Origin of the sequence: Agrobacterium sp. CFBP2214 (assembly GCF_030209895.1) — a bacterium.
In the GTDB taxonomy this organism is placed as follows: Bacteria; Pseudomonadota; Alphaproteobacteria; order Rhizobiales; family Rhizobiaceae; genus Agrobacterium; species Agrobacterium radiobacter.
In genome coordinates this window covers 63,334-79,102 of the sequence record NZ_JARVRC010000006.1, presented here as the reverse complement: position 1 = coordinate 79,102, position 15,769 = coordinate 63,334, and the positions used below count along the sequence as shown (strand labels likewise).

General features: G+C 59.4%; 16 protein-coding genes. 10 read left to right on the top strand and 6 right to left on the bottom strand.

Going from position 1 to position 15,769, the window contains the following annotated elements; all coding sequences use genetic code 11:
* The first annotated feature begins 42 nt into the window (after positions 1-42).
* Positions 43-1,473, top strand: a complete 1,431-nt coding sequence (locus QRN60_RS16100; RefSeq protein ID WP_080864872.1) for a mannose-1-phosphate guanylyltransferase/mannose-6-phosphate isomerase — start codon at positions 43-45, stop codon at positions 1,471-1,473.
* Positions 1,474-1,538: 65 nt separating this feature from the next.
* Here the strand turns inward: QRN60_RS16100 and QRN60_RS16095 are convergent, their stop codons facing one another.
* On the bottom strand, positions 1,539-2,261 hold the full coding sequence (locus QRN60_RS16095) for a CPBP family glutamic-type intramembrane protease (RefSeq protein ID WP_111817895.1): 723 nt from the start codon (positions 2,259-2,261) through the stop codon (positions 1,539-1,541).
* A 222-nt stretch (positions 2,262-2,483) separates the two neighbouring features.
* Between QRN60_RS16095 and QRN60_RS16090 the strand changes: the two genes are divergently transcribed.
* From QRN60_RS16090 to queE, 9 genes are all read left to right on the top strand, one after another.
* Positions 2,484-3,716, top strand: coding sequence for an ABC transporter substrate-binding protein (locus QRN60_RS16090; RefSeq protein ID WP_003506290.1), 1,233 nt, complete (start codon positions 2,484-2,486; stop codon positions 3,714-3,716).
* 144 nt (positions 3,717-3,860) lie between these two features.
* Positions 3,861-4,763, top strand: coding sequence for a carbohydrate ABC transporter permease (locus tag QRN60_RS16085; protein WP_003506291.1), 903 nt, complete (start codon positions 3,861-3,863; stop codon positions 4,761-4,763).
* Entirely contained in the window at positions 4,756-5,697 is a 942-nt protein-coding gene (locus QRN60_RS16080; RefSeq protein ID WP_080864875.1) for a carbohydrate ABC transporter permease, read from the top strand. Before QRN60_RS16085 ends, QRN60_RS16080 begins: the two co-directional genes overlap by 8 nt.
* A 5-nt stretch (positions 5,698-5,702) precedes the next feature.
* Complete coding sequence (locus tag QRN60_RS16075) at positions 5,703-6,791, top strand: ABC transporter ATP-binding protein (RefSeq protein ID WP_003506294.1); 1,089 nt, start codon at positions 5,703-5,705, stop codon at positions 6,789-6,791.
* 58 nt (positions 6,792-6,849) lie between these two features.
* Entirely contained in the window at positions 6,850-7,614 is a 765-nt protein-coding gene (locus QRN60_RS16070; protein ID WP_003506296.1) for a sugar phosphate isomerase/epimerase family protein, read from the top strand.
* 24 nt (positions 7,615-7,638) lie between these two features.
* Positions 7,639-8,772, top strand: a complete 1,134-nt coding sequence (locus tag QRN60_RS16065; protein ID WP_111818788.1) for a Gfo/Idh/MocA family protein — start codon at positions 7,639-7,641, stop codon at positions 8,770-8,772.
* 171 nt (positions 8,773-8,943) lie between these two features.
* Positions 8,944-9,654 (top strand): 7-cyano-7-deazaguanine synthase QueC, encoded by a 711-nt coding sequence (gene queC / locus QRN60_RS16060; protein WP_020811971.1) that lies wholly within the window; start codon positions 8,944-8,946, stop codon positions 9,652-9,654.
* The gene (gene queD / locus QRN60_RS16055; RefSeq protein WP_111818027.1) at positions 9,654-10,010 is read left to right on the top strand and encodes a 6-carboxytetrahydropterin synthase QueD; all 357 of its coding nucleotides are present in this window, start codon (positions 9,654-9,656) and stop codon (positions 10,008-10,010) included. Before queC ends, queD begins: the two co-directional genes overlap by 1 nt.
* Positions 10,007-10,762, top strand: a complete 756-nt coding sequence (gene queE / locus QRN60_RS16050; RefSeq protein ID WP_284765830.1) for a 7-carboxy-7-deazaguanine synthase QueE — start codon at positions 10,007-10,009, stop codon at positions 10,760-10,762. The genes queD and queE overlap by 4 nt, the downstream gene beginning before the upstream one ends.
* A 241-nt stretch (positions 10,763-11,003) precedes the next feature.
* On the opposite strand, the gene QRN60_RS16045 is transcribed toward queE, so the two are convergent.
* From QRN60_RS16045 to QRN60_RS16025, 5 genes are read right to left on the bottom strand one after another with little or no spacing between them, the layout of a single operon-like run.
* Positions 11,004-12,053 carry a Gfo/Idh/MocA family protein gene (locus QRN60_RS16045; protein ID WP_111818026.1) on the bottom strand — a complete coding sequence of 350 codons (1,050 nt, stop codon included), beginning with the start codon at positions 12,051-12,053 and terminating at the stop codon, positions 11,004-11,006.
* Positions 12,054-12,059: 6 nt separating this feature from the next.
* Positions 12,060-12,845 (bottom strand): ThuA domain-containing protein, encoded by a 786-nt coding sequence (locus QRN60_RS16040; RefSeq protein WP_003510932.1) that lies wholly within the window; start codon positions 12,843-12,845, stop codon positions 12,060-12,062.
* A 56-nt stretch (positions 12,846-12,901) separates the two neighbouring features.
* Positions 12,902-13,930, bottom strand: coding sequence for an ABC transporter ATP-binding protein (locus QRN60_RS16035; RefSeq protein ID WP_013761592.1), 1,029 nt, complete (start codon positions 13,928-13,930; stop codon positions 12,902-12,904).
* Between the two features lie 10 nt (positions 13,931-13,940).
* Entirely contained in the window at positions 13,941-14,774 is an 834-nt protein-coding gene (locus QRN60_RS16030) for a carbohydrate ABC transporter permease (protein WP_003510927.1), read from the bottom strand.
* On the bottom strand, positions 14,771-15,745 hold the full coding sequence (locus QRN60_RS16025; protein WP_111818025.1) for a carbohydrate ABC transporter permease: 975 nt from the start codon (positions 15,743-15,745) through the stop codon (positions 14,771-14,773). Before QRN60_RS16025 ends, QRN60_RS16030 begins: the two co-directional genes overlap by 4 nt.
* Positions 15,746-15,769: the final 24 nt, after the last annotated feature.

Here is a 15,769-nt window from a genome sequence, read left to right as displayed (position 1 = left end):
TCCGGCGCGCCGGGAAATTTTTAGAGTTGGAAAGGTTTTGTTGTGAAGGAACAATCTCGAAAGATCACGCCGGTTCTTCTTGCCGGCGGTGCTGGTTCCCGGCTTTGGCCGGTATCGCGCGATCAGTTGCCCAAGCAGTTCCAGCCGCTGGTCGGCAATCTTTCGACCTATCAGCAGACGCTGCAGCGGGTGGGCGACAAGAGCCTTTATGCCGAACCGCTTGTGATCACCAACGAGGATTTCCGTTTCTTCGCTCGGCGCCAGGCGGAAGAGATCGATCTGCCGGCAACGGTGGTGCTTGAGCCCGCCCGCCGCGACAGCGCCGCCGCGATGGCCGCCGCCGCCGTGCTGGCCGAGCGCCGCGAGCCCGGATGCCTGGTGCTGGCGCTTGCCGCCGACCATGTGGTGCTCGATGCCCAAAAGTTTTCCGATGCCGTGAAGCTCGGCGCAAAAGCCGCCGATCAGGGCAATATCGTCGTCTTCGGCCTCGTGCCGACCGAGCCGCGTACCTCCTACGGTTATATCAAACCGGGCGAGGCGATCGACGGCGAGGAAGACCTCAGCACCGTCGATGCTTTTGTCGAGAAACCGGATGTGAAGACGGCGATCTCCTACTTGGAAAAAGGTTATCTCTGGAACTCCGGTAACTTCCTGTTCCGTTCCGATGTGATGATCGCCGAACTGAAGGCCTTCGCGCCTGAGATCCTTGCCGCGGTGACGCAGGCCGTCGAGCAATATGAAAGCGACCTCGGTTTCGTGCGCCTGCATCAGGAAAGCTTCGAGGCTTCCCCGAAAAACTCCATCGACTATGCGGTGATCGAGAAGACCAAGCGTATGGCGGTGGTGCACGGCCATTTCCGCTGGTCGGATATCGGCAGCTGGGATGCGATCTGGGAGATTGCCGACAAGCGCGGCAACGACAACGCACTGGAAGGTAACGGCGTCTTCATCGATTCCGAAGGCTGCCTCATCCACTCCACGCAATTGCTGACGACGGTGGTGGGCGCGAAGGACATGGTGGTGGTGGCCACCAAGGATGCGGTTCTGGTGGTGCCGAAAAACCGGGTGCAGGATGTGAAGGGTCTGGTGGAAAAGCTGAAGGACAGCGAGCACGCGCCACAGACGCAGACCCACAAGCGCGTCTATCGCCCCTGGGGTTATATCGAACACATGTATGTGGACGAGCGTTACCGGGTGGGCCACATCACGGTCGATCCCGGCCACCGCATTTCGTTCCAGAAACATTATCACCGCTCGGAACACTGGATCGTCGTGAAGGGAACCGCGACTGTCACGATCGGCGAGGAAATCCGGCTGCTGACGGAAAACCAGTCGGTTTATATCCCGATCGGCCAGCCGCACCGGCTGGCAAATGAGGGGCAGATTCCACTCGAACTGGTCGAAATCCAGACCGGGGCCTATATCGGCGAGGACGATGTCATCCGCATCGAGGATGATTACAAGAGGCAATAGGGGCGCTGCCTACGCAAAGGGAACATAAGGCGAGGTGGACATAAGTCCGCTTCGCCTTTTTTGGTTCAGGCAGCCAGCGCGTTCACGCAATGGGCAAAGCCATGGGACAGTATCGCCGCTTCCAGTCCCCGACGCCAGAATAGCCACCCGAAGATGAGGCCGGGAATAAAGTTGCCGAGCAGCACCGCAAGGACGAGCGCCGGTTGCGGCTGAGCGGCGATCGTGAACAGAAACGGCAGATGGCCGGCGGCGAAGAGAGCTGCGGCGATTATGATGGCAGCCCATACAAGAGATGATCGGATTTCCCCGCTTCCTGTCATGCGCCAGAGGGCCCATGCGAAAAACGACATCAGGCCCCACCGGGTCAGCAGCTCTTCCGTGATGCCGCCATATAAAATCCGGGTCGCCAGCGGGACGTCAAATCTGGTCATTTTTGCCAGGGTTGCCGCATCCGTGATCATGGGCAGGATCACCGACGAATAGATGATCATCAACACGGCGACGGCAATGCCCGCCGCAAGCGCAGGCGGCAACTGTCTTCGCAGCACTGCGCGCGTATTGTCACCCTGCAACCAGCTATCGATCAACGGGGCGCCAAGCCCGAGTTTCGCGGCAAGAGCCTGACCGGTTGCCACCGCTGTAACGGTCAGGATTGCCGGCTGGACGAGGATCAGCAGGCGCATAGCCAATGAAGCTTGCTGCCCCGGTATAAGCTGCTCAAACGTTGCCAGTAAAAGCGATGCGACACCGGTCAGTCCGATGATCAAAAGAATATGCCAGCGTTTCATGGTCTCTTTCGCCTGTTTTCCTCACCATGAGGTCTGTAAATGACCGGCATTGCGTTTGGATTACGCGGTCCAATCCCCTGCGTCGCTTGGCTGTTCGGCATATTTACTGCCCGTTCGAAATGCCTCCTGACGGTGGTGGCGAGATTCGTATTTTAGGCGGTTGCCTAATCAAAAATCTTCGCATACGTTCCAACTGCAACGTTTCAGTGAGGGAGGAGACTCATGCGAATGCGTGTTATTTCTGCGGCTTTTCTGGCCAGCGTCATGATTCCGGCGGGTATTGCCGGGGCCACCGATCTTGAGGTGACCCATTGGTGGACATCAGGCGGCGAAGCCGCTGCCGTCGCCGAACTGGCCAAGGCTTTCGACGCGACCGGCAATAAATGGGTGGACGGCGCGATTGCCGGTTCGGGCGGCACGGCCCGGCCGATCATGATCAGCCGCATCACCGGTGGCGACCCGATGGGTGCCACCCAGTTCAACCACGGCCGGCAGGCGGAAGAGCTTGTCCAGGCAGGCCTGATGCGCGATCTTTCCGATGTTGCCGCAAAGGGTAACTGGAAAGATGTGATCAAGCCGGCAAGCCTGCTCGACAGCTGCACCATCGACGGCAAGATCTATTGCGCGCCGGTCAATATCCATTCCTGGCAATGGCTGTGGCTTTCCAATGCGGCCTTCAAAAAGGCGGGCGTAGAGGTTCCGAAGAACTGGACGGAATTCGTCGCAGCCGCACCGGCGCTGAAAAAGGCGGGCATCCAGCCGCTCGCGCTTGGCGGCCAGGCATGGCAGGCGAACGGCCTGTTCGACACGCTGACGCTTTCGATTGGCGGCAAGGACCTTTATCAGAAGGTCTATGGCGACAAGGATGCCGAAGCGGCAGCCGGGCCTGAGATGGCCAAGATTTTCGCGGCTGCCGTCGAGGCGCGCGACATGGCCAAGGGCACCAATGTTCAGGACTGGAATCAGGCCACGAATATGGTGATAACGGGCAAGGCCGGCGGCCAGATCATGGGCGACTGGGCGCAGGGCGAATTCCAGCTTGCCAATCAGAAAGCCGGCACGGACTATTCCTGCCTTCCCGGTCTGGGCCTCAGTGAATACCTCACCACGGGTGGCGACGCCTTTTATTTCCCGGTTTTGAAGGACGAGGCGAAAACCAAGGCGCAGGACGTTCTTGCCGCAACCATTGTTGATCCGAAAACGCAGGTTGCCTTTAACCTGAAAAAAGGCTCGCTGCCGATCCGCGGCGACGTCGACCTCAATGCAGCCAATGACTGCATGAAAAAGGGTCTGGCAATTCTGGCCAAGGGCAATGCGCTGACCAGCACCGACCAGCTGATTTCTGCCGATACGCAGAAACAGAAGGAAGACCTGATGGCGGAGTTCTTCGCGGGCTCGATGTCGGCAGAAGACGGGCAGAAGCGCTTCGCGGACATTATCGGTTCGGCTGACTGATTGTGATCTCTCCGGATCGGGGAGCGGTTCGCTGCTCCCCTTTCCAACGTCCGGCTTGCGCCAGAACAGTTGGCACTGGTCGGGGTTTCACGCGGCGGGGCTTTTTGCTCGGTCGTTGACTGTAACGTTACAGGAGGAGGTAACATGGCAGGTCAAACGCGCTCAGGGCGTCCCAACCAGCTTTTCCGCAATCTCAATTCCAAGATTGCCTCCATTCCCATGATCCTAACCGCCATGGTGATTTTCCTTGGCGGAACGATCTGGACGGTGATTTATTCCTTCACCAATTCCAAGCTTCTGCCGCGGGCAAGCTTCATCGGTTTTGACCAATATGAGCGGCTGTGGGCCGCGCCGCGCTGGATCGTGTCCATCCAGAATCTCGCGATATACGGCGTGCTGTCGCTGATCTTCAGCCTCGTCATCGGCTTCGTGCTGGCGGCGCTGATGGACCAGAAAATCCGGTTTGAAAACACCTTCCGCACGATATTTCTTTATCCCTTCGCCTTGTCCTTCATCGTTACCGGCCTCGTCTGGCAATGGCTGTTGAACCCGGAATTCGGCATCCAGTCCGTGGTCCGCTCGATGGGTTGGGAAAGCTTCACCTTCGATCCGCTCTATAATTCCCAGATCGTCATTTACGGCATCTTGATTGCAGCGCTCTGGCAGGGCACGGGGCTCGTCATGTGCCTGATGCTCGCCGGTCTTCGCGGTATCGATGAGGATATCTGGAAAGCTGCACGCGTCGACGGCATTCCGATGTGGAAGACCTATATTCTCATCATCATTCCCATGATGCGGCCCGTCTTCATCACCACGCTCGTCATCATCGCCAGCGGCATCGTCAAGGTTTACGATCTGGTGGTGGCGCAGACCAGCGGTGGGCCGGGCATCGCCTCCGAAGTGCCGGCGAAATATGTCTATGACTACATGTTTCAGGCGCAGAACCTGGGGCAGGGCTTCGCCGCCTCGACCATGATGCTTCTGACCGTCGCCATCATCGTCATCCCATGGGCCTACCTCGAATTCGGAGGCAAGAAGCGTGGCTAATATCAGCACACTGAACACGGTCGCCGCCGCAACCGATGCGGTTGCCCAGGACCTTTCCGGCCCGCGCGGCAAGAAGCCAAGGAAAACCTTTTCCCGCCGCAACATCATTCTTTACGGCACGCTGTTCGTTGCCGCCGCCTATTACCTGCTGCCGCTATACGTGATGGTTGTCACCTCGCTGAAGGGCATGCCGGAAATCCGGCTGGGCAACATCTTTGCGCCGCCGGTGGAAATCACCTTTGAGCCCTGGGTGAAGGCCTGGGCCAATGCCTGCACGGGATTGAACTGCGACGGGCTTTCGCGCGGATTCTGGAACTCGGTGCGCATTCTCGTGCCTTCGGTGGTGATCTCGATCATCGTCGCTTCCGTCAGCGGTTACGCCATGGCGAACTGGAAATTTAAGGGTTCGGAGCTGTTCTTCTCCATCCTCATCATCGGCGCCTTCATTCCCTATCAGGTGATGATCTATCCGATCGTTATCGTGCTGCGCGAAATGGGCGTCTATGGCACGCTGACCGGCCTCGTCATCGTTCACACCATCTTCGGCATGCCGATCCTGACACTGCTGTTCCGCAACTATTTCGCCTCGCTGCCGGAAGAGTTGTTCAAGGCGGCGCGTATCGATGGCGCCAATTTCTGGCAGATCTATCTCCGTATCATGCTGCCCATGTCGCTGCCGATCTTCGTTGTGGCGATGATCCTGCAGGTGACCGGCATCTGGAACGACTTCCTGTTCGGCGTGGTGTTCACGCGGCCGGAATATTATCCGATGACCGTGCAGCTCAATAACATCGTCAACTCCGTGCAGGGCGTGAAGGAATACAACGTCAACATGGCCGCAACCCTTCTGACCGGGGCCGTGCCGCTGATCGTCTATTTCGTCTCCGGCAGGCTTTTCGTCCGCGGCATTGCTGCAGGCGCAGTAAAAGGTTGAGTTATATGAACAAAAGCGTTTCCATTCGCGATCTTTCCCTGTCCTTCGGTGCCGTCACCGTGCTGAAAGACCTCAATCTCGATATTTACGACGGCGAATTCCTCGTGCTGCTCGGCTCGTCCGGCTGCGGCAAGTCGACCCTTCTCAACTGCATTGCCGGCCTTCTGGAACCGACCGACGGGCAGATATTCATCAAGGACCGCAACGTCACCTGGGAGGAACCGAAGGATCGCGGCATCGGCATGGTGTTCCAGTCCTATGCGCTTTATCCGCAGATGACGGTGGAGAAAAACCTGTCCTTCGGCCTTCAGGTCGCAAAGGTGCCGAAAGAGGAAATCGACCGGCGCGTGAAACGGGCGGCGGGCATCTTGCAGATCGAGCCGCTGCTGAAACGCAAGCCTGCCGAACTGTCCGGCGGCCAGCGTCAGCGCGTGGCGATCGGCCGGGCGCTGGTGCGGGATGTGGATGTCTTCCTGTTCGATGAACCGCTCTCCAACCTCGACGCCAAGCTGCGCTCGGAACTGCGCGTCGAAATCAAGCGGCTGCACCAGTCGCTGAAAAACACCATGATCTATGTGACGCACGACCAGATCGAGGCGCTGACGCTGGCGGATCGCATCGCCATCATGAAAAGCGGTGTCATCCAGCAGCTGGCCGATCCCGTCACCATCTATAACAAACCGCGGAACCTCTTCGTCGCCGGCTTCATCGGCTCGCCCTCGATGAATTTCCTGCGCGGCGAGTTGATCGAAAAGGACGGCAAGGTGGTCTTCACCACCAATGGCGTGACTTTCGCGCTGGACGGTTATCATCCGGAGACGCCGCTTGCCGCCGGCCGTGCCGTGGTTCTGGGTGTCCGCCCGGAACATGTGCGCGTCGATGCCGATATTGTTGGCGGTGAGGTGCACGAGGCGATCGTCGATATCGAGGAGCCGATGGGCGCCGACAATCTGATCTGGCTGAAACATGCCGGGCATACCATGTCCGTGCGTGTCGGCGGCCACAGACGGTTTTCACCGGGCACCAAGGTGCGCCTCGGCCTCGACATGACGATGGCCTCGCTTTTCGACGCGCAAAGCGAGGAACGGCTCTAGAACAGCTTCGATTTTCCCCCCACACAGTCCAAAGACCCAGATCTCTATGGAGGAGACAATGACAGAACTCGGTTTCCAGCTTTACAGCGCCCGCAATTTTCAGCCTTTTTCCGATATTCTGAAAAAGCTTTCGGCGGCGGGTTATAAACATGTCGAAGGCTACGGCGCGATGTATGCGTCGCTGGATGAAGCTGGTCTGAAAGGTCTGCGCGCCGAACTCGATGCCAACGGCCTGACCATGCCAACTGGCCATTTCGGTCTCGATCTTCTTGAGGGCGATCCAAAAAAGGCGCTGAACATCGCGAGAGTTCTGGGCGTGGAGGCGATCTATTGCCCTTACCTGATGCCTGACCAGCGCCCGACAGATGCTGCAGGCTGGTTCGCCTTCGGCAAGCGCCTGCAGGAAGCCGGAAAGCCCTTCGTGGATGCCGGGCTGATCTTCGGCTGGCATAACCACGATTTCGAGTTCAAGACGCTTGACGATGGCTCGACGCCGCAGGAGCAGATTTTTGCCGGCGGCCCGGACCTGAAATGGGAAGCGGATATAGCCTGGATTATCAGAGGCAATGCCGATCCGCTCGCATGGATCGAAAGCTACGGCAAGCGCATCACCGCCGTGCATGTCAAGGATATCGCGCCTGCGGGAGAGAATGCGGATGAGGATGGCTGGGCCGATGTCGGCCATGGTACAGTGGACTGGAAGGGCCTCGTTGCTGCGTTGAAGGCGAAATCCGCCACGAAACATTTCGTGGTCGAGCACGACAACCCGAAAGACATCGACCGGCTCATCACCCGCTCGATCGCATCGTTCAAAACCTATTGAGTTTCAATTTTTCGGAGTTTCATCATGGCCAGAGATCTTGGCGTCGGCATCATCGGATGCGGCAATATCTCGTCTGCTTATTTCTCGTTGGCGCCGCTCTTCAAGGGCATCAAGGTGCTTGCCTGCGCTGATCTCAACCGCAATGCGGCGGAACTGAGGGCGGAAGAATTTGGCGTTGTCGCGCAGTCCATCGAGGAACTGCTCGCCAACAAGGACATCGACGTGGTGGTGAACCTCACCATTCCCGCCGCGCATTTTCCGGTGTCGAAGGCGGCACTTGAGACGGGCAAGCACGTCTATTCGGAAAAGCCGCTGGTGCTCTCGCTGGAAGAGGGGGAAGAACTGCGCCGCATCGCGCGGGAGAAGAACCTCTCCGTTGGTTGCGCGCCGGATACGTTCCTCGGCGGCGCACATCAGCTTGCCCGGCAATATATCGACGAGGGCAAGGTCGGGCGCATCACGTCAGGCACCTGCCATGTGATGAGCCCCGGCATGGAGATGTGGCACCCCAATCCGGGCTTCTTCTTCCTGAAGGGCGGCGGGCCGATCCTCGATCTCGGCCCTTATTACGTTGCCAATCTCATCAACCTCATCGGGCCGGTCAAGCGTGTTGGCGCCCTGACGTCAATGGCCAACCCCACCCGCACGGTAACCAGCCAGCCGCTGAACGGTGAGATCATCCCGGTTGAAACGCCAACCAATATCCATGCGCTGCTGGAATTTGTGAACGGTGCGACGATCACGCTTTCGGCGAGCTGGGACGTGTGGTCGCATCGCCACGCCAATATGGAGCTTTACGGCACGGAAGGCTCTATCTACGTGCCGGACCCCAACTTCTTCGGTGGCGTGGTGGAAGCGAGCGGGCGCGATAAGAATATCCAGCCGCTTGAAGACTGGGCGCATCCCTTCGGCATTGCCAACCAGGAAAGCCCGAATGGCCCGCGCGCCAATTATCGCACTGCGGGCCTGGCCGACATGGCGATTGCTATCCTTGAAGGCCGTGACGCCCGCTGCTCGCTGGATCGTTCCCTGCATGGCATCGATGTGATGACCTCCATCCTCAAATCCGGGGAAGAAGGCCGCTTCATCGAGATGACCACGACCTGCACCCAGCCGGCAGCGCTCGGCATCGAGGAGGCGCAGGCGCTGCTGCGTTGATGTGACGAGCGATCAAACAGGCGGCGGAGGCGACTTCGCCGCTTTTTTTGTTTCAGCGGCAACGGCGCGGCGGCGCTATTATCGTAAGCTCTTCACAATCCCTTCGCTTTGGTTTAAAGCCGCGCCGTATCCGGTCGCAGCCCACCCGGTCAAAACAAGGGATCCTAAATTATGAAAACCATCGTCATCTGCTCCGGCGGATTGGACTCCGTTTCGCTTGCGCATAAAATCGCGGCGGAACATGAACTTCTCGCTCTCGTCTCCTTCGATTACGGCCAGCGCCACAAGAAGGAACTGGATTTCGCCGCCGATTGCGCAAGGCGTCTCGGCGTGCCGCATCATGTCATCGACATCAGAACCATCGGCGCGCATCTCACCGGCTCGGCGCTGACGGACGACATTGCGGTGCCGGACGGGCATTATGCGGAGGAGACCATGCGCTCCACCGTGGTGCCGAACCGCAACGCCATCATGCTCACCATCGCCTTCGGTCTTGCCGCCGCCCAGCAGGCGGATGCGGTGGCAATCGCCGTACATGGCGGCGACCATTTCATCTACCCCGATTGCCGGCCGGGCTTCATCGACAGCTTCAACGCCATGCAGGCGCATGCGCTGGAAGGTTATGCTGATGTCAAGCTTTTCGCGCCCTATGTGACGGTCTCCAAGGCCGCGATCGTGACCGACGGCGTGAAATACGGCACGCCATTTGGGGAAACATGGTCCTGTTACAAGGGCGGCTTGCGTCATTGCGGCCGTTGCGGCACCTGCGTGGAGCGGCGCGAGGCGTTTCATCTGGCTGGCGTCACCGATCCGACCGATTATGAGGACCCCGATTTCTGGGTGGCGGCGACCCATGCCTATGCGGCGCAGGAGGTACGCTGATGTTCCGCATCACCAAGGAGTTTCATTTCTCCGCCTCGCACCAGCTGAAAAGCCTGCCCGCCGATCACCAGTGCAGCCGTCTGCACGGGCATAATTACATCGTCGAGGTCGAACTATCAGGCGAAGAGCTGAACGAGCACGGTTTCGTGCGTGATTATCATGAGTTGGCGCCGCTGAAGCACTATATCGACGATCATTTCGACCATCGCCATTTGAACGACGTTCTCGGCCATGACCGGGTGACTGCGGAATGTCTGGCCAAGCATTTTTACGATTGGTGCAAGATAAGCCTGCCGGAAACCAGCGCCGTGCGGGTCAGCGAAACCGCCAAGACATGGGCGGAATACCGGCCATGACGGCGGCTGCACAGAAGGTTGCAGCGAAGGAAACGGCGATCCGCATCAGCGAAATCTTCGGCCCGACCATTCAGGGCGAGGGGCCGCTGATTGGCCTGCCGACCGTATTCGTGCGCACCGGCGGCTGCGATTACCGCTGTTCCTGGTGCGATACGCTGCATGCCGTCGATAGCGAATATCGCGACACATGGAAACCGATGTCCGTCGAGGCGATCTGGCAGGAGGTGCGACGGCTTTCCGGCGACGTGCCTTTGACGGTGTCGCTCTCCGGCGGCAACCCTGCCATCCAGCCGCTCGGGGCCTTGATCGCGATGGGGCAGGGCGAGGGGTATCGTTTCGCACTGGAAACGCAGGGCAGCATCGCGAAAGACTGGTTTGCCGATCTCGACCATCTGGTGCTCAGCCCCAAGCCGCCATCGAGCGGCATGGAAACGGACTGGCAGGCATTCGAGAACTGTCTTGCCGCCGCCGCCGATGGACCGCAGGTGGCGCTGAAGATCGTGGTTTTCGATGATGCGGATTATGCCTATGCCAAGGCGGCATCAGCTCGCTTGCCGCGTCTGCCGGTTTACCTCCAGCCCGGAAACCACACCCCGCCGCCGCCCGATGATGACGACGCGCGTGTGGATATCGATGGGGTCATGGACCGGATGTTGTGGCTGGTGGAGAAGGTCAGCGAAGACCGCTGGTTCTCCGCTCGCGTGCTGCCGCAGCTGCATGTGCTGTTGTGGGGGAATAAGCGCGGCGTGTAGATTGTGCGGGAATGAAATTCCACGTCGTAGTCCGCGTCTTTGAGAAAGCGCATAGCGGATTGAGCGAGCGGGTGCCACTTGTTTCTTCTCCCCGCCGGGGAGAAGGTCGCGGCAGCGGGATGAGGGGGCAAGGGCAGCAGTATTCGGAGAGCTTACCCCCTCATCCGACCCTTCGGGCCACCTTCTCCCCGGCGGGGAGAAGAAATACGCGGCAACGTCGTGCCGCATATTGTCTTTCACATCAGGCCGAAACGGCCAGTTCGCGCCTCTCCCGATCCGCGATGATCGACAGATCGAGTACCTTCTGCAGATTGGCCGCATGACGGAAATCCGGATCGGCGGGGCCGCCTTCCATGACGGCCTTGGCGAATTTTTCGTAATTCGTCGGCACCGGGTTGACATCGATGGTCTTCCAGATCGCCTTCTCCACATCCTCGCCGATGCAGGCTCGCAGGCTGGAATAGTCGGGCGTGTGGATGACTTCGAGCGCGCCCTTGTCGCCATGGATGCGCAGGCGGAGTTCGTTGAGGTGGCCCGTCGCCCAGCGGCTGGCGTGGATGACGCCCATGGCGCCGTTCTCAAGCTCGGCGGTCATGGTGAAGCTGTCATTGGCGTCGAGATCGTAGACGCCGATCTTGTTGCCCTCATATTTGTCGAAGGTCTTCAGCCGCGTGAAGATGCGCTCCACATCGCTGCCCGCGCCATAGGAGGCAAAGTCGAGAATGTGGATGCCGACATCGCCCAGCACGCCGTTGGAGCCGTGCTTGGTAGAAAGCCGCCACAGCCACTTGCTCTCCGTCATCCAGTCGCCCCAGGCCTTGGAAACGAGCCAGCTCTGGAGATAGGAAGCTTCGAGATGGCGCACCTTGCCGATCTTGCCCGCCAGCACCATTTCGCGTGCCGCCTGCAAGGGGGCGACGTTGCGATAGGTGAGGTTGACCATGGCGACGAGGCCCGCTTTTTCTGCGGCATCGGCCATTTCGGCGGCCTTGGCGTAGTTTTCCGCCAGCGGCTTTTCGCAGAAAACATGTTTGCCCGCCGCCAGAAGCTTGAGGCTGGTCGGGTGGTGGATGGCATCCGGCGTGACGTTTGCCGCCGCGTCGAACTCGCCCCAGGCAATCGCGTCATCCAGCGAGGTAAAGGAGAGTGGAATGTTGTGGCGAAGCGCAAAGCCCCGCACCACCACATCGTCCACATCCACCGCAGCCACCAGTTCGACGCCGGGGATTTGCGAGAAATATGTGGCATGGTTGTTGGCCATGCCGCCGGTTCCGAGAATGAGAAGTCTCATGGCTGTTTACCTGTAACCTGCTTCGCCTGCCTTGTGCAGCTTGGGGCCGCGTTCTTCGATAGGCTCCAGCGCCTTGTCGACGGGAACGTTAGGGGCGTCATGAATGCTTTTCAGTGCGCCGACCGGATTATAGGCCCATTTCACCGAATTGCTGATGACCTTCTGTACATTGGCGTCGTGATAGGTCGGATAAGTCTCGTGACCGGGGCGGAAATAGAAGATGTTGCCTGCGCCACGGCGCCAGGTGAGGCCTGAACGAAAAACTTCACCGCCCTGGAACCAGGAGATGAACACGGTTTCCAGAGGTTCCGGCACGGAGAACTGCTCGCCATACATTTCTTCGTTCTCCAGCTCGAAATGCTCAGGCAGGCCGGCTGCAATCGGATGGCGCGGATTGATCGTCCACAGACGCTCGCGTTCGCCCGCCTCACGCCATTTCAGCGCACACGGCGTGCCCATCAGCCGCTTGAACGGCTTGGAGAAGTGGCCGGAATGCAGGACGATGAGGCCCATGCCTTCCCAGACGCGCTTGGCGACGCGCTCGACGATTTCATCCTGAACCGCACCGTGGTCCTTGTGGCCCCACCAGACCAGAACGTCGGTCTTGTCCAGACGCTCCTGCGAAAGGCCGTGTTCCGGTTCCTGAAGCGTGGCGGTGGTGGCGCTGATCTCAGGGTTGGTATTCAGCGCATCGGCGATGGTGTTGTGCATACCATCAGGGTAGATCGAACGCACCGTCTCGTTGATGTGTTCGTGGATATTTTCGCCCCATACAACGGTGTTGATGGTCATTTTCTTGCTCCTTGGTGAAAGCCGGAAGCTTGGGTGATCCGGCGAAAGTTAACTGTTCAGGCGGCGCCGCGCACGGGATTGCGGGCAAGGGCCTGGCCCTGCGCGTCGAAGCGGTGGATCTGCGCCGCATCCGGCACGAGAACGATTTTTTCTCCCGGCTTGCGGTCGGTCACGCCTTCCTCACGAACGACGATGGGTTCGCCAGCACCAATCTCGACATAGATGTAGCTGTCCGATCCCAGCATTTCCGAATGGATGATTTCGCCGTTCCAGCCGGTCTCACCGGCACCGATCGCAAGGTGTTCGGGGCGGATGCCGATGGTCGCGGCACCTTCGACTTCCGCATATTTGCCGGCAAGGAAGTTCATCTTCGGCGAGCCGATGAAGCCGGCAACGAAGGTGTTGACCGGGCTTTCGTAAAGCTCGAGCGGCGTGCCGATCTGTTCGACGCGGCCATCGCGCAGAACGCAGATGCGGTCGGCAAGCGTCATGGCTTCCACCTGATCGTGGGTGACGTAGATCATCGTCGTGTCATGCATCTCCCGGTGCAGCTTGGCGATTTCGAGACGGGTTGCGACGCGAAGCGCCGCATCGAGGTTGGAGAGCGGTTCGTCGAACAGGAACACCTTCGGATCACGCACGATGGCACGGCCGATGGCGACACGCTGGCGCTGGCCGCCGGAAAGCTGCTTCGGCAGACGTTCCAGATAGGGCGTGAGCTGCAGCATTTCCGCTGCCGCCTCTACACGCTTGCGGCGCTGCTCCTTGTCGGCGCCAGAGAGTTTCATGCCGAAGGCCATGTTTTCGAATACGGTCATATGCGGATAAAGCGCATAGGACTGGAAGACCATGGCGACGCCACGCTTGGCGGGTGGCAGGCGGTTGACGGCCTCTCCGTCAAAGGAGAGCGTGCCGCCAGTGATTTCCTCGAGCCCGCAGATGAGGCGTAGCAGCGTGGACTTGCCGCAACCGGAAGGGCCGACGAAAACCATGAACTCGCCGGAGCGGATGTCCATGTCGATGCCCTTGATGACATCGAAGGCGCCGAAGGATTTGCGAAGATTGCGCAGTTGAATGGTGGTCATAAGTTTTCTCCTAGCCTTTGACGCCGCCGGCGGTGAGGCCGGAAATGATGCGTCGCTGGAAGATAAGAACGAGGACGACGAGCGGGGCGGTGACGATGACGGAGGCCGCCATGATCGTTCCCCAAGGGATTTCAAACTGCGAACCGCCCGAAAGAAGTGCGATGGCGACGGGCACCGTGCGCTGTTCGTTCGATGAGGTGAAGGTGAGCGCGAAGAGGAACTCGTTCCACGCCGCAATGAAGGCGAGGAGCCCTGTGGTGACGAGCGCCGGCCACATCAGCGGCATGAAGACCTGGGTGATGATGACCCATGGCGTTGCGCCATCGACGATTGCCGCTTCCTCGATTTCGATCGGCAGGTCGCGCATGAATGTCGTCAGCACCCAGACAGTGAAGGGCAGGGTGAAGATCATGTAGGAAAAGATCAGCGCGAGCGGCGTGTTGAAGATGCCAGCCCAGCGGATAAGTTCGAACAGGCCGGCGAGAACGGCGATCTGTGGAAACATCGAGACCGAGAGGATGGTGAGCAGAAGCAGCGAGCGGCCGCGGAAACGGACACGGGCCAGGGCATAGGACGCCGTTACCGCAAGGAACAGCGACAGTACGACGACTGAAGATGCAACGAACAGCGAATTGCCGAGATTGCGCAGGAACGTGCCGTTGCCGATGACGAAGTTGTAATTGGTCAACGAGAATTCACGCGGCCAGTAATTCACCTGGAACAGCGCTGAGCCGGATTTCAGGCTGGTCAGTATCGCGTAATAGAACGGGAATACCGAAATCACCATGATGACGGCGACCAGCGCATAAAAGGCGGTGGTTTTCAGGATGCTTGGCAGGGTCATCGCGAAGCTCCATCTGTGTTGACGCGCCCGAGCCACATATAAACGACTGTTATCGAGGCGATGATGAGGAACAGCATGGTGGAAGCGGCTGCGCCATAGGCGAACTTGTCGAAATCGAACAGGTTCTCACGCGCCAGCACCGACATCGTGCGGGTCTGGGCGTTATTCGGCGTCAGAATGTAGATGAGGTCAAAGACGCGCATCGCATCCAGCATACGGAAGATGACGGCAACCATGAGCGCTGGCCGGATCATTGGCAGGGTGACGCGGAAGAACACCTTGACGGGGTGGATACCGTCCACCTTCGCCGCCTCATACATGTCCTTCGGCACCATTTGCAGGCCGGCGAGAATGAGCAGCGCCATGAACGGCGTCGTCTTCCAGATATCGACGATCAGCACGGCGACCATCGCGGTGTCCGGATTGGCCGTCCAGGCGATCTTTTGGGAGATCAGGCCGAGACTGAGGAACAGGTCGTTCAATATGCCGAACTGGTCGTTCAGCATCCACGCCCACATCTGCGCCGAGACGATGGTGGGAATGGCCCATGGCACGAGGATGGCGGCGCGCACGAGGCCGCGTCCCTTGAATTCGGCATTCAGCACCAGCGCGACGATGAGGCCGAGCACGGTTTCGAAGCTGACCGAGAGGATGGTGAATTTCAGGGTGTTGAGAACCGCACCCCACCAGGCGGGATCGGCCAGCAGGCCACGATAGATGGTGCGGCCGCTGCTGAGCGTGATCCAGGTGAGGTAGTTCTTGAAGCCAACGAATTGTGCGCCGTCGAGATTGGTCAGCGACGCGTCGGTGAGGCTGAACCAGACGGTGCGCACCAGCGGCCAGCCGGCCACCATCGCAAGTACCAGAAACGTGGGGGCAAGGAACAGCCATGCGGATTTCAGGCGTTCCGAATGAAGGTCGGAGCCGGTGCCGGATGCCGCGGCCGGTCTTTGAAGGGCGGTATCGTTCATGGGGATATCTCGCAGTTGGGGTGT

Bases quoted from the DNA above. Each gene is read 5' to 3' on its own strand.
- QRN60_RS16095 (WP_111817895.1), bottom strand. From the start codon at position 2,261: ATGAAACGCTGGCATATTCTTTTGATCATCGGACTGACCGGTGTCGCA.
- QRN60_RS16090 (WP_003506290.1), top strand. From the start codon at position 2,484: ATGCGAATGCGTGTTATTTCTGCGGCTTTTCTGGCCAGCGTCATGATT.
- QRN60_RS16085 (WP_003506291.1), top strand. From the start codon at position 3,861: ATGGCAGGTCAAACGCGCTCAGGGCGTCCCAACCAGCTTTTCCGCAAT.
- QRN60_RS16075 (WP_003506294.1), top strand. From the start codon at position 5,703: ATGAACAAAAGCGTTTCCATTCGCGATCTTTCCCTGTCCTTCGGTGCC.
- QRN60_RS16070 (WP_003506296.1), top strand. From the start codon at position 6,850: ATGACAGAACTCGGTTTCCAGCTTTACAGCGCCCGCAATTTTCAGCCT.
- QRN60_RS16065 (WP_111818788.1), top strand. From the start codon at position 7,639: ATGGCCAGAGATCTTGGCGTCGGCATCATCGGATGCGGCAATATCTCG.
- queC (WP_020811971.1), top strand. From the start codon at position 8,944: ATGAAAACCATCGTCATCTGCTCCGGCGGATTGGACTCCGTTTCGCTT.
- queD (WP_111818027.1), top strand. From the start codon at position 9,654: ATGTTCCGCATCACCAAGGAGTTTCATTTCTCCGCCTCGCACCAGCTG.
- queE (WP_284765830.1), top strand. From the start codon at position 10,007: ATGACGGCGGCTGCACAGAAGGTTGCAGCGAAGGAAACGGCGATCCGC.
- QRN60_RS16045 (WP_111818026.1), bottom strand. From the start codon at position 12,053: ATGAGACTTCTCATTCTCGGAACCGGCGGCATGGCCAACAACCATGCC.
- QRN60_RS16040 (WP_003510932.1), bottom strand. From the start codon at position 12,845: ATGACCATCAACACCGTTGTATGGGGCGAAAATATCCACGAACACATC.
- QRN60_RS16035 (WP_013761592.1), bottom strand. From the start codon at position 13,930: ATGACCACCATTCAACTGCGCAATCTTCGCAAATCCTTCGGCGCCTTC.
- QRN60_RS16030 (WP_003510927.1), bottom strand. From the start codon at position 14,774: ATGACCCTGCCAAGCATCCTGAAAACCACCGCCTTTTATGCGCTGGTC.
- QRN60_RS16025 (WP_111818025.1), bottom strand. From the start codon at position 15,745: ATGAACGATACCGCCCTTCAAAGACCGGCCGCGGCATCCGGCACCGGC.